Origin of the sequence: Mesorhizobium sp. M0500, from assembly GCF_040321165.1 — a bacterium.
Taxonomy (GTDB): Bacteria; Pseudomonadota; Alphaproteobacteria; order Rhizobiales; family Rhizobiaceae; genus Mesorhizobium.
Map to the genome: position 1 here is coordinate 169,679 of NZ_JAMYRB010000003.1, position 13,232 is coordinate 182,910.

General features: G+C 60.1%; 9 protein-coding genes and 1 tRNA gene. 6 read left to right on the forward strand and 4 right to left on the reverse strand.

What is annotated here, in order from left to right:
- Window positions 1-2 precede the first annotated feature (2 nt).
- Window positions 3-1,115, reverse strand: a complete 1,113-nt coding sequence (locus NKI70_RS07890) for a pyridoxal phosphate-dependent aminotransferase (RefSeq protein WP_352698672.1) — start codon at window positions 1,113-1,115, stop codon at window positions 3-5.
- A 119-nt stretch (window positions 1,116-1,234) separates the two neighbouring features.
- On the opposite strand from NKI70_RS07890, the gene NKI70_RS07895 reads away from it, so the two are divergent.
- Complete coding sequence (locus NKI70_RS07895) at window positions 1,235-2,887, forward strand: tetratricopeptide repeat-containing sulfotransferase family protein (RefSeq protein WP_352622527.1); 1,653 nt, start codon at window positions 1,235-1,237, stop codon at window positions 2,885-2,887.
- An 80-nt stretch (window positions 2,888-2,967) separates the two neighbouring features.
- Entirely contained in the window at window positions 2,968-4,620 is a 1,653-nt protein-coding gene (locus NKI70_RS07900) for a tetratricopeptide repeat-containing sulfotransferase family protein (RefSeq protein WP_352622529.1), read from the forward strand.
- Between the two features lie 262 nt (window positions 4,621-4,882).
- Here NKI70_RS07900 and NKI70_RS07905 read toward each other — a convergent pair whose 3' ends face one another.
- Window positions 4,883-6,034, reverse strand: coding sequence for a porin (locus tag NKI70_RS07905; RefSeq protein WP_352622531.1), 1,152 nt, complete (start codon window positions 6,032-6,034; stop codon window positions 4,883-4,885).
- A 449-nt stretch (window positions 6,035-6,483) separates the two neighbouring features.
- Here NKI70_RS07905 and NKI70_RS07910 point away from each other — a divergent pair.
- The 4 genes from NKI70_RS07910 (at window position 6,484) to NKI70_RS07925 (ending at window position 9,514) form a co-directional block, all read left to right on the forward strand.
- Window positions 6,484-6,574: transfer RNA gene (locus tag NKI70_RS07910), tRNA-Ser, on the forward strand.
- 94 nt (window positions 6,575-6,668) lie between these two features.
- Window positions 6,669-6,920: a GIY-YIG nuclease family protein gene (locus NKI70_RS07915; RefSeq protein WP_352622533.1), complete on the forward strand. Its 252-nt coding sequence runs from the start codon at window positions 6,669-6,671 to the stop codon at window positions 6,918-6,920.
- Window positions 6,921-7,017: 97 nt separating this feature from the next.
- On the forward strand, window positions 7,018-8,214 hold the full coding sequence (locus NKI70_RS07920; RefSeq protein ID WP_352622535.1) for a porin: 1,197 nt from the start codon (window positions 7,018-7,020) through the stop codon (window positions 8,212-8,214).
- Between the two features lie 238 nt (window positions 8,215-8,452).
- Window positions 8,453-9,514 carry a tyrosine-type recombinase/integrase gene (locus NKI70_RS07925; RefSeq protein WP_352698670.1) on the forward strand — a complete coding sequence of 354 codons (1,062 nt, stop codon included), beginning with the start codon at window positions 8,453-8,455 and terminating at the stop codon, window positions 9,512-9,514.
- 248 nt (window positions 9,515-9,762) lie between these two features.
- Here the strand turns inward: NKI70_RS07925 and NKI70_RS07930 are convergent, their stop codons facing one another.
- Together NKI70_RS07930 and NKI70_RS07935 are read right to left on the reverse strand one after the other, a co-directional pair.
- Window positions 9,763-10,674, reverse strand: coding sequence for an alpha/beta fold hydrolase (locus NKI70_RS07930; protein ID WP_352698668.1), 912 nt, complete (start codon window positions 10,672-10,674; stop codon window positions 9,763-9,765).
- 230 nt (window positions 10,675-10,904) lie between these two features.
- Window positions 10,905-12,944 (reverse strand): lytic transglycosylase domain-containing protein, encoded by a 2,040-nt coding sequence (locus NKI70_RS07935; RefSeq protein WP_352698666.1) that lies wholly within the window; start codon window positions 12,942-12,944, stop codon window positions 10,905-10,907.
- Window positions 12,945-13,232: the final 288 nt, after the last annotated feature.

Consider the following 13,232-nt stretch of genomic DNA (forward strand, 5'->3'; position numbering starts at 1 on the left):
CTTCAGTTCCCCCGCGCTGCCGCCAGTGCGCCAGGCAGTTCCTCGGCAAAGATGTCGAGCTCGTGGTCGAGGCCGACACTGACCCGGATGCAGCGGTCGAGAACCGGCACCATCGGCTTGCGGATGAAGACGTCGCGTGACAACAGCGCCTGTAGCACTTTCAGTGCGAAAGCGCCGTCGCGGCCGCAGTCGATGGTGACGAAATTGGTCGCCGAAGCCAGCGGCTTCAGCCCGCTCGCTTCGGCTATTGCGGCGATACGCCGGCGGCCGGCGGCGACCCGCGCCACCACGCTATCCAGCCAAGCCTGATCGGCAAGCGCCTCGACACCGGCGATCTGCGCCATGCGGGTGACGCCATAGTGGTTGCGGATCTTCTCGAAGTCCCGAATCACCTGGGCCTCGGCCACCGCATAGCCGCAGCGTATGCCGGCCAGCCCATAGGCCTTGGAGAAGGTGCGCATGCGGATGACGTTCGGCGGCGCCACATCGATCGGCGGCAGCGCTGAGGCTGGCCCTAATTCGCCATAGGCTTCGTCGAGCACCAGCATTGTGGTCTCCGGCAAGGCTTCGATGAAGCGGCTGAGCTCGGCGGCTTCCCACCAGCTGCCCATCGGATTGTCCGGATTGGACAGGTAGACCAGTGGCGCCTTTTCCCTGGCCACTGCCGCCAGCAGGCCGTCGAGGTTTTCCCGATCGTTCTCGTAGGGCACTGCGACCAGCCGGCCGCCGACGCCGGCAACATGAAAGTTGAAGGTCGGATAGGCGCCGAGCGAGGTCACCACCGCATCGCCCGGCGCCACATACATGCGCGCAACCAGGCTGAGCAGCCCGTCTATGCCTTCGCCGACGACGACGTTTTCGGCGCCGACACCGAGATGCCGGGCCACGGCTACCTTCAAATCGTGATTGTCAGGGTCGCAGTACATCCACATGTCGCCGGCAATCTCGGCCATACGGGTAACGACGCGCGGCGAAGGGCCAAAGCTGCTCTCATTGGCGCCGATGCGGGCGCGAAAGGCGCGGCCGCGATCACGCTCCTGCGCCTCCGGGCCGACAAACGGTACCGTGGAGGGAAGCGCGTCGATGAGCGGCGTAAGGGGAGGGCGCAGGCGCATGATAGGGCTCGTTCGAAAGGGGGCCTTCTTGCTAGCCTGCCAGCTTGGCCTGCGCAAGTTCCGCGGCAGGCGGGCACGTCAGGCTGGATTCTCCCGGATCATTTTGCTAGCGAGACATGATGAGCAACCGACTGCCGCCCGCCTGGTCCAAACATATAAAGTCCCGCTCGGCGCCGAAAGTGGAACCGCCGAAAGCCAAACCATTGTCGCGGGCGCAGGCTGACGACATGCTGCTGAAACAGGCATATGACTTTCAGCAGGCCAAGCGGTTGGCCGAGGCTAAGGAACTGTGCCGTCGCGTGCTGGAGCGCACGCCCAACCATCCCTTGGCATTGTATATCATGGGCACGCTATTCATCGGGCTCGACGATGAAATTGCATTGCGATATTTGGCGCGAGCCGTCGGCGAGGAGCCTCGAAACCCCTATTACCACCTTAGTCTGGGTGAAACCTATCTGAAGGTCAGCGAATATTCGCCCGCAATCACGCATATTCAGCAAGCATTGAAGCTGAAGCCGGATTTGCTGGAAGCGCTTTGCGCGTTGGGACGCGCTTACGTCGAATTCGACAAGGCTGACATGGCTCTGCCGCTTTACGAGAGAGCGCTCAAGATCAACCGCGATCATCCTCGCGTTCGGGCGGGATTGGCCAGCGCCCTCATCGGTCTCGGCCGCATGGACGAAGCCGAAATCTATCTGAAAGAGGCGATCGAACGTCGCATAGCCATGCCAGCCGCCTATAATGAGCTTGTGCGCACGCGCAAATTCACTGAAGAGCCGGCGGAACTTAAGTCCATCTTGCGCGAGCTTGGCAACCCAAAGCTTGACCCGGACAGTGCGATGACACTTCATCACGCTGCCGGCAAGGTGCTGAACGACCTTAAGCGCTACGACGACGCGATAGATCATTTCAAGAAAGCCAAACAGGTCGCCGGCTATAAGTTCGATCTGGAAACCTATCGCCGCTGGGTCGACTCCACGATCGAGTTCTTCAACCCGGATATGTTGGCTGCCAAGGCGGGTTATGGAAGCCCATCGGAAGTGCCCGTGTTTGTACTGGGCATGCCCCGCTCGGGGACCACCCTGACCGAGCAGATTTGCGCGAGCCACCCGGATGTTCACGGCGCAGGAGAACTCAGCAAGCTAAGACGAACTGCAAATGCTGTCGGCCTTACGAGGCTTTCGGCACAGGGCTTGGGCCAATCGATCGTGCCGATCACCCCCGACCTAGCCAAGATGCTGACCGAGGGGCACCTGTCCTACCTTCGTGAGCGTGCGCCGACCGCACTTCGCATAGTCGACAAAATGCCCCAGAATTTCGAACTGGTCGGTCTCATAGGCCTTCTTTTCCCCAACGCGCGGATTATTCACTGTCGCCGCGACGCCATCGACAATTGCCTCTCATGCTTTTTCCTGAATTTCTCCAAGGGACACAGCTACATCACCGACCTGCAGACGCTCGGGCTGTATTATCGTGAATATGATCGCCTGATGCGACATTGGGACAAGGTTTTTCCGGGACGCATCTTCGAAAGTCGCTACGAGACGCTGGTTGCGGATCAGGAGGCACAATCGCGCCGTCTGATCGATCATCTTGGATTGCCCTGGGACGATGCCTGCCTGCGCTTCTTCGAGAATGACGGTTCGGTCAACACGGCCAGTCGCTGGCAGGTTCGGCAACCCATCTACAACTCGTCCATCAAGCAATGGAAAAATTATGAGAGCAAGATCCAGCCGCTGATTGACGCCTTGGGCGACCTAGCCGAACTTTGAACAAGGAGGGCGCCCGACAGGATAGGCCAGCCCTTCAGGCCAGGCTGGATTCTCCCGGACCATTTTGCTAGCGAGACATGATGAGCAACCGACTGCCGCCCGCTTGGTCCAAACACATAAAGTCCCGTTCGGCGCCGAAAGTGCAGCCGTCGAAAGTGAAATCGCCCTCGCGCGCGCAAGCTGACGACATGCTGCTGCGACAGGCGCTCGAACTTCAGCAAGCCAAGCGGCTCCCGGAGGCGGAGGAATTATGCCATCGCGTTCTCGCCCGCACGCCCAACCACCCGCTTTCGCTCTACATCCTCGGCACGTTGGGGCTCGGTATCGACGACGAGTTGGCTCTCAAATATTTTGCGCGGGCAGTAAGCCAGACGCCTCAGAATCCATATTTCCACCTTAGCCTGGGAGAGGCCGGTCTGAAGCTTGGCGACAGCTTGCTTGCGATCAGGCACCTGCAGCGCGCCTGCGAATTGAAACCCGATCTGGTGGAAGCGCTTTGCGGACTGGCGCGTGCCTACGTCAACTTCGACAAGGCCGAGATGGCTTTGCCCCTTTACGAGAAGGCGCTAAAGATCAACGGCGACCATCCCATGGTCCGGATTGGTCTGGCTGGTGCGCTCACCAGCCTCGGCCGCATGGACGAAGCCAGAGCCTATCTCGATCAGGCAATAGAACGTCGCGTCGATGTTGGGGCAGCCTACAATTACCTGGTCGACACGCAAAAGTTCACCGAAAAACCTGCCGAGCTCGACTCTATCCTGCGGGAACTCTCCAATCCCAGGCTCGAACCCGTTGCTGCATCGCAGCTTCACCACGCGGCAGGCAAAGTGCTGAACGATCTTCAGCGCTATGAAGAGGCGATAGATCACTTCAAGAGGGCGAAAAAGGCCGCTGGTCACGATTTCGACCTGGAGTACTACCGCCGAAGCGTCGATTCCATGATCGAGATTTTCAGCCCGTCACTATTGGAAGCCAAGGCTGGCCACGGCAGTCCGTCTGAAGTGCCTGTGTTTGTGCTGGGCATGCCCCGGTCGGGGACGACGCTGACGGAGCAGATCTGCGCGAGCCATCCGGATGTCCATGGCGCCGGGGAGCTTACGAAGCTGCGGCGAATCGCGAACTCGATGGGCTTTAGAATACTGTCGGATGAGGACCTGCGCAGTTCGATTATGTCGATGACGAGGGATCAGTCGAGGGCACTGGCCGAAGAATACCTGTCTTATCTGCGCCAGCACGCGCCTGCCGAGCCCCGCATCGTCGACAAGATGCCGCACAACTTCGAGTTTATCGGCGTGATTGGAATTCTCTTTCCCAACGCACGCATCATTCATTGCCGGCGCGATGCCATCGACAATTGCGTCTCCTGCTTCGTCTTGCATTTCACCAAGGACCACGGCTACAACGCCGACCTTGAGACACTCGGGTTGTACTACCGCGAATATGATCGCTTGATGCGGCACTGGGACAAGGTCTTTCCCGGACGTATTTTCGAAAGCCGCTATGAGACGCTGGTTGCGGATCAGGAGACGCAATCGCGCCGTCTCATCGATCATCTCGGCTTGCCTTGGGACGATTCCTGCCTGCGCTTTTTCGAGAGGAGCGGATCGGTCAATACCCCCAGCCGCTGGCAGGTCCGGCAGCCGATCTATAGTTCATCCGTCAAACGCTGGAAAAAGTATGAGAGCGCAATTCAGCCGCTGATTGACGCCTTGGGCGATCTGGCTGAAATTTGAACAAGTAGGATGCGCCCGATCGGCCGAGGTCGATCGTGACTTGCTGTCGAGATACATTGATCCGGTAGGCCAGCTCTTCAGATCGGCCCAAGTTTTTCTTTGCACGAACAAGCGTGCGGAGCGAGCATTGCATTCGACCAGCCCTGCGATCGGCTGCTCAGCAGCAGCCTGCATTATGCATCGAGAGTTGACAGCTGCGTCGCGCCGATACGAAAAACCCGGCGGTTGCCCGCCGGGTTCAATCTCAATCTAGCTCGGACTGTTAGAATGAGCGCTGGAAGCGGAGCATGCCGCCGACGCTGTCCTTGTCGTCGGCATTGGTCCAGTTGCGATCGTAGGCTTTGTCAAACTGACCGTCGCGGGCCCAATCAACTTCGGCAGTGATCGTGAAGCCGGGAACGATATCGTAGGCAATGTTCGCGGCGACGCCGTAGTTTTTGTCATCGTCAGCCGACGCCTGGAGGTTGAACGAGGTCTTCTCGTTTATGGTGTAAGTGCCACCACCCCAGACTGCCCAGTTGCCGCCCCATTGCTTGTAGAAGTTGCGGTCGATGTTGTCGTCAGAGCCGTAGCCGGCCATGATGAACAGCGTCAGGTTCTGTATCGGCGTAACGTCGACGCGAACCTTGCCGGCCCACTCTTCCCAGGTGCTGTCATAGGCGGCGACACCGGTGATCGAGCCCCAGCCCTGTGTGTATTTGATACCGCCGACGACATACGGGACATAGCTGTCGATGGAATCATTGCCGCTGTTGCTGTCTTGGAAAATGCCAGGATCCGCGGCGGCACTGCCCGAACCGGTTTCCAATGAAGCCACGGCCGAGAAGCCGTTGCCGGCATCGAAGTAATACTGGACGACATTGGTGTCGAAGCCGCCGTAGGGGACCAGCGTATCCTGGATGACGTTGCCGGCGTAGCCGATGAAGGTATCGAAGGCCGATTCGTCCTTGCCGACGCGCAGACCACCGAGCTGGACCCAGGCAAAGTTCAGCGAAACGCTCGTACCGCCATTGAAGTTGTCATCAAGGTAATCGTTGTGGTTACCCCAGTTGAAGCGCGTCTCGGTGTAGGTCTTCAAGGTGCCGAGCTCGGTTTCCTGGCCGGTCCAGGTCTTCAGCGTGAAGCGGGCGTGCTTGTAGTAGGTATCCTGCGAGTCGCCGTCCTGCTGATCGGTGGTCTTTGCACCGTCGAATGAGCCGACGTCGCCGATGCCGATGTCATAGCGGACGTAGCCGCCGATGCGCAGGCAGGTTTCGGTGCCGGGGATGTAGAAATAGCCAGCGCCGTAGACGTCGCAAATCTTGACGTATTCAGCGGGTTCCGGCTCGGCGACGACGACGGCGTCGGCGGCGCGCGCACCGGAAACTGCGATCAGTGCCGCAGCGGAGCCGAGAAGAAGGCTCTTGATGTTCATTTTCTGACCTCCAGTCAAAAGTTAAAAAACGGGTCTGGGTATTCTTTGCTGAAGGACAGCGTTCCCTGCCCCATCCCCACTACCGAAAAAGATGCGCACCGCGCCGCTCCTTCAAACCCGACATTACCCATGAGACGGCGGCGTTCAACCACGATCGTACCGGCAAAAGGTTTGTGTTGGCGCTATACCCCAGCGTTGTTGCACAAATGACACGATTTGGCCTCACTCCGAAAGCTCCCGTTAACCAACAGCCCTTCGCAAGCCGTAGCAAACGGCGGATTCCGGCGATGGTCGGCCTGAAATGTGACCATGGCCCGAGTCGCGAACCAGGGAATTGCCGCAGAATCGCCACATCGCCGGGCGGCGCTTTGGCGAAGGGTCGATTTTTCAAGGATAATAGCGCCAGCTTGTTGATTGTGCCGGCGCTTTTCTTTATCCACCGGCGCAACGGAGAGGTGGCCGAGTGGTCGAAGGCGCTCCCCTGCTAAGGGAGTAGAGGTCAAAAGCTTCTCGTGGGTTCGAATCCCATCCTCTCCGCCACCCTACGCCCTGCGGGCTTCGGGTGGCAGACCACCCGAAACCGCATTTTGGGCGTAGGGTGTCGCCCGAAGCTACGAAGTAGCGTAGGGGGACCATGTGGTACGTCTATTTTCTGCAACTCCGTAACGGCGATGTCTATGTCGGATCGATCAACGATCTTCGACGCCGTTTTGATTCGCACCGATCAGGCTATGTGACTTCGACTAAGGCTTATCTGGCTGCAATCTTGAAGGCCTACATCGGGGTTGAAACCGAGGCCAACGCACGGCAACTCGAGCGATATTTCAAGACCGGTTCGGGCAAGGCCTTTGCGAGTAAACGTTTTTGGCCGACAGAGCCTCGCTGACGGCCTTAGGACCTATCTATTTGAAATATAAATAAAAACGAACCCAACGAGTTGCTTTTCGCCGACCTCCGTCCCGATTCTGACTGGAGGTCAGAAAATGAACATCAAGAGCCTTCTTCTCGGCTCCGCTGCGGCACTGATCGCAGTTTCCGGTGCGCGCGCCGCCGACGCCGTCGTCGTCGCCGAGCCGGAACCCGCTGAATACGTCAAGATCTGCGACGTCTACGGCGCTGGCTACTACTACATCCCCGGCACCGAAATCTGCCTGCGCATCGGCGGCTATGTCCGCTATGACATCTCCGTGGGCCAGGCTGGCTCGTTCGACGGCGCCAGGTACCAGGACCTGTCGGATGCCTTGGATGGTGAAGACAACGTCAACGACGGCTATTACAAGCAGGCTCGCTTCACACTGAGGACCTACACCGGCCAGGAAACCGAGATGGGCACCTTGAAGACCTACACCGAGACCCGCTTCAACTGGGGAACCGGTTATCAAGACGTGCCTGGGTTCGACGAGCACTTTTCCAGGTTTGGTAGCAGGGGCGTTTCGCTGAATTTCGCCTGGATCCAGCTCGGTGGTCTTCGCGTCGGTAAGGACGAAACAGCCTTCAACACGTTCACCGGCTACGCCGGCAACGTCATCCAGGATACGATCGTTCCCTACGGCGGCTTCGACACCAATGTCGTCCAGTACTACTTCGATGCCGGCAACGGCTTCTCGGCCGTGGCTTCGTTGGAAACCGGTGAAGGCTTTATCCTTAACAGCGCCAATACTGCCACCACTCTCGGTCACGACTCGGTCGACAGCTATGTTCCGTATATCGTTGGCGGCGTGAAGTACACGCAGGGCTGGGGTTCCATCAGCGGTGTTGTTGCCTATGACAGCAGCCTGGAAGAATGGGCCGGCAAGGTTCGCCTCGACGTGACGCCGATGCAGAACCTGTCGCTGTTCCTGATGGCCGGCTACGGCTCTGACGACAATCTCCCGCGCAACTTCTACAAGCAGTGGGGCGGTAACTGGGCAGTCTGGGGTGGTGGCACCTACACCATCAACGAGAAGACCTCGTTCAACCTGCAGGCGTCGTATGACGAAGCCAAGGAAGCTGGCGTCGCGGCCAATATCGCCTACGATATCGTTCCCGGCATGACGATCACGGCCGAAGTGGACTGGGCTCATAACAGCCACCACATCGATAGCGACTCGCTGCCCGGTTATGAATACAACTGGACCGGCATCCCGGGCGACAAGAAAAACGCCGTTGGCGGCTTCCTCCGCTTCCAGCGCTCGTTCTAAGGGCTGGACTTAAGGCAAGTGAAATCCAGCCCGGGCGCCTTAACGCCCGGGCTGTTTTTGTTTTCGCGACTGGTCGCAAACAGAAGGAAAAGGGGGTTCGGTAGCTGAACAGGGTTGTGGAACGATGTCGTTGGGATCCGCCACTGGTGGATGAAATCGGCCGCAACGCTTAAAACTCTTGAAAGGGCACCGCCAAGCAGGTAGGTCTAGGCCTATCCACTCGGGGGTGTGGCGAATAATGACGAACGATGCGATTCAAGAGGGAGGAACCTCTGATCATTTTTCGATGTTTTCTTCTCAAACTGCAAAAATAAAATTCAGTTACAACAAGATACGAGAAGTAAAGTCGCACAGGATCGGAGAACTTTTTTCAGCATACCGGGACATACTTTGGGATGACGGGCGGCATAAATACAATGTCAGCTCCTTCATCGGCGAAATAGACGAGATCCTCCTTGGGGAGCGTTTCAGCGCCTTTGACCAAAGCACCCTCGACAATCTTATCGGCACCTTGCGCCAGCGCGGCAACAGCAACGCAACCATCAATCGGAAGATGGCTGCCCTCAGCAAACTGCTGCGCAAGGCTCACAAGATGGGAGATATCCACAGCCTGCCCGAGTTCCGCCGCCAGAAGGAGCGGGCGGGACGGATTCGTTTCCTCGAAAGGGACGAGGAGGCCCGGCTGTTCGCTGCCATCAAGAGCCGCAGCGAGGACGCTTATCGGCTTTCCGTCTTTCTCGTCGACACCGGTTGCCGCCTCGGCGAAGCGCTGGGTTTGATCTGGAACGATATCCAGGAGCACCGCGTCAGTTTCTGGATCACCAAATCCGGCCGCAGCCGCACCATTCCGATGACCGAGCGGGTAAAAGAGGTGATCAAGCTGCCGGCCACCGAGGGCCGCCGGCCCAAAGGCCCGTTCACCAAGCTCAGCCAGGCGCAGTTTCGCGCCATCTGGAACGATGCTAAGGCCGAAGTCGGGCTTGGCGCCGACGATCAGGTCGTGCCGCATATATTGCGCCATACTTGCGCCTCGCGTCTCGTCCAGGGCGGCATCGACATCAGGCGCGTGCAGATGTGGCTCGGTCACCAGACGCTGTCGATGACCATGCGCTACGCCCATCTGGCCACCAACGACCTCGATGGCTGCGTCACTGTGCTGGAGACGCCGCGGTGCAGTGGCGCGGACAGTGGCGGCGCAAGCGCTTTGTCTGCTCATTCAGCGATGGATGAGCAGAAGAATAAGCCGGCTAAGAGCGAAAAGTCTCCGAAAACCGTGGTGAAAAGAGCAAAATCCCGGTAGTGTCGCCCATCTGGGTCGCGTACGGCTCTCCCTTCTCCCCTTGTGGGAGAAGGTGGCCGAGCGCAGCTCGGTCGGATGAGGGGTGTTCCAGGGAACGCCAACGCCTCATTTCTTCCAACACCCCTCAACCGTCTTGGCGCTACGCGCCAATCCACCTTCTCCCACAGGGGGAGAAGGGAAGAAACGTGGGCACCGACTTCGACAATCTGTCACCGCTAAATAGGGTCCGTGTAAAGCTTTCAAGGTGGTTATTTGATCTTGAGTTTTACTTCTAACCACCCCGCCCGCTCCGCCCGATCGAAAAAACCAGCGATCCTGCCCGGCAGGATCCCGGACTCCAAAAACGGTGCATGGCCCTGGCCGTCGGCGGTGATCGTCTCGATATCGGTATGGCGCGTCCGCATCTGCTCGAGCGTTTCGGCGGACAGCAGCTTCGAATTCGCGCCGCGTATGACGAGCATCGGGATGGCCGCCAGCGCGTCGAACTGTGGCCAAAGATCGGCCAGCGGCCGGCTGGGATCGAGCCCCGCCAGCGTCTCGACCAGTTTCGGATCGAAATCGGGCAGAAATCCCTCCTCGGTCTCGCGGTAGAGGGCTGATGCCATCCGCTCCCAATCCGCATCGGTCAGCGCCGCAAAATCCGCGCCATGGGTGCTGCGCAGGCCGCGGACCACCTCTGCGTACGTCTTCGGCCTGGGCGCGAGGTCGAGATAGGAGCGGATATGGGCGAGACCTTGCGACTCGATCACCGGGCCGATGTCGTTGAAGACGATGGCCTTCAGCACTGGCGGCCGCATCGCCCCGAGCACATGGATGATCAGTCCGCCGCGCGACGTCCCAATGAAGGCTGCCTTCTCGATGTTCAGCGCCGCCAGCCCGGCAAGGATATCGCCCGCCTCGATGCCGATATTGTAATGGCCGATATCGGCATCGTAGGCGGACTGCCCGCGCCCGCGATAGTCGAAGGCGACGACGTTGCGCTTCGCTTGCGCCGACAGATAAAGCGCCAATTCGTGAAAGTCACGGCAATTGCGGGTCAGGCCGGGCAGGCAAACGACTGGCCAGCGGCCGGAATTCGCTTCGCCGTAGATGCGGGCGTGCAGGGACAGCCCGTCCGGCGCGGCGTAGAAGAAATCGGAGAAGCCTTCGTCGTTTGGCATGTACACTCGATTCCGTGCTGCTGTCAGATCGTTGCGACTGCTACAGGCGAGGGCAGGGGCGGTCAAATCGGGGGCTCTTCCTTCTCTCCTTGTGGGAGAAGGTGGATCGGCGCGTTAGCGCCGAGACGGTTGGGGGGTGTTGGACGGAGCGCTGTCGGAACCAAGCTGGAGCACCCTCATCCGACCGAGCTTCGCTCGGCCACCTTCTCCCACAAGGGGGGAAGGAAAGGCTAACCCCGGCCGTTCACCAGATCTCCGACAATATCGTACTTGCCGGAGATACGCATCTTGTAGACCTCGTAATTCTCCATCACGCGCTGAACGTAACTTCTTGTTTCCGTATAGGGAATCCGCTCGATCCAGTCGACGACTGCATCGACGTCCTTGCCGTGCGGGTCGCCGTATTTCGCCACCCACTGGGCGGCGCGGGCGGGACCGGCATTGTAGCCGGCGAAGGTCAGCACGTAGGAGCCGTCGAAGCGGCCGAGCTGCTCGCCGAGAAAGGCAGCGCCCAGCGTCGCATTGTAGCCGGCATCGGTGGTCAGCCGGGCCTGAGAAAATGTCATGCCGGCCTTCTTCGCCAATTGCTTGGCCGTGCCTGGCATCAGCTGCAGCAGTCCTCGCGCGCCGGCGCTGGAGACGGCGCCGATGTTGAACTCGCTTTCCTGGCGGGCAATCGCATAGGCCAGCGCCTTGCCCGAGCCGGAAATGTTGGCGGTGTCGGGAATGACGCCGAGCGGATGCGACAGCGCGCCGACGTCGATGCCACGTGCGCCGGCGATCTTGCCGACCTTCAGCGCCATGAAATGGTTGCCTTGTCTTTCCGCCAGCATCGCAAGCAGCGCCAGTTCGCCGGGGCTGCTCAACTGCCCGGCAAGGTCGCGGTAGAGGGTTTCGGCATAGCGGTCATAGCCAGCCTGCTGCAGCCGCTCGATGGCGCTGACAGCCTCGCGGGTGGCAAAATTCCGGCGGTCGGCGGCACTTGGCTGCGGGTAGACGATATTGAGGGTCCGCTGGCCGACACGCTCGCCGGCGAGCTGGCCGTAAAAGGTCGTGCCGTAGCTGGCGGCGCGGCTGAAATAATCCTTGGCACTGCCGGGACCGCCGACCTCGGCGGCACGGCCGAGCCAGTAATAGGCGCGCGACAGCGACATCGGCCCTTGGGCGAGCTCCGCGATTTGCGCAAAATGCTTGGCGGCGGTGCTCGGGTCGTTGAGGCCGCGCAGCGCGTACCAGCCTGCATGGAATTCCGCCTCGGCAGCATTGGCGGGACTTTCGGCGGCATGCGCGGCGACTATTCTGTAGGCGGTCTTCATGTCGCCCTGGTCGACCAGCTCGCGCGACAGCACCCGGCGTTCGACCCACCAGGCGTCCGGATCGACCAGCGCGTCGCGGTCGCCCGGCGCCTTCAGCACCAGCGCGGCGGCATCGGAAAATTTCTGTTGCTTGCGCAGATATTCGGCTTCGGCAAACAGATAGCCGGCCGCCCGCTGCGCTGCCGGCACCGCCTTCAGCAGCTTGGCCGCGTTCTTGTCGCCTTTGGTGACCGCCGCCCAGGCATCGGCCAATTGCTGGGCGCCGGCGAGACCGGCGACGCGCAGCGCCGAAGCGACCCGATCGGCATAAAACATGCGCTCCATGCGGAAGCGATGGTCGGCGGCCGGGATCAGCGCGCCGAACTCGCGGATGACCGCCGCCTCGTCCGTGGCTTCGAGCTTTTCGGTGCGCCAGAATGGCGACAGCACCGAGCGCGCCGCCTTGGTATCGCCCAGCGCTACATAGGAGCGGGCAAGGATCACCACGCCCTCGAAGGTCAGCGGCTGGCTGCCGTCGAACGCCCGCACCACGACCTGTGGCGCGGGGTTCTCGCGATAGAGCGCGCGCTCGCTGTTCTTGCGCAAGGCGATCGTGCCCGGCCAGTTCGGCAGCATCTTCGCGGCATCGGCGATGTCGCCGCTCGGCACTTGGTCGCTGCCATAGAGCGCAATCGCCCAGGCAAGGATGTGCCGATCGAGCGATTTGGCCGGCAGCGCTTCGCGCACCTGGCGCGCGCGCTGAATGTCGTTTGCCGCCAGCGCATCGAGACCGCTCTTCAGCGCCGCGACGCTGGCGGATGGCGAAGGGGACTGCTTCAGTGCATCGTTCTGCGGCTCCGTCATCGGGATCGCCGACGTGACCTGCCCATCGACGCTGCCGCCGATCGCCGCGCCGGGGACCAGCACAACGATCGCGCCGAGAAGCGCGAAAAGATGAGGCCGCCTGGTCGGCATGGATTTGGTCTTTTCCTATTTCTTCGATGCTACAGCTGGCACAGATGAACTGCAGCCTATTCGTCTGTGATGAAGGGCCCGTAAAGAAAACCCTATCGAGGTCGTTCGAATTGCAATTGCTGGCGCAATGCTTGCCGCGCAACAATGTCGAGACTATGGTGCGCCGCTTCGCTTTCGGCTAGAAGGCGCGCACGACAAACACCTACAGCGCCGCGCGTCTTCTCAGACGCGCAAAGGACGCTGTAGCAATTTAAATTGGCGCATGATCCTTTCCGAAATCGACTGCGA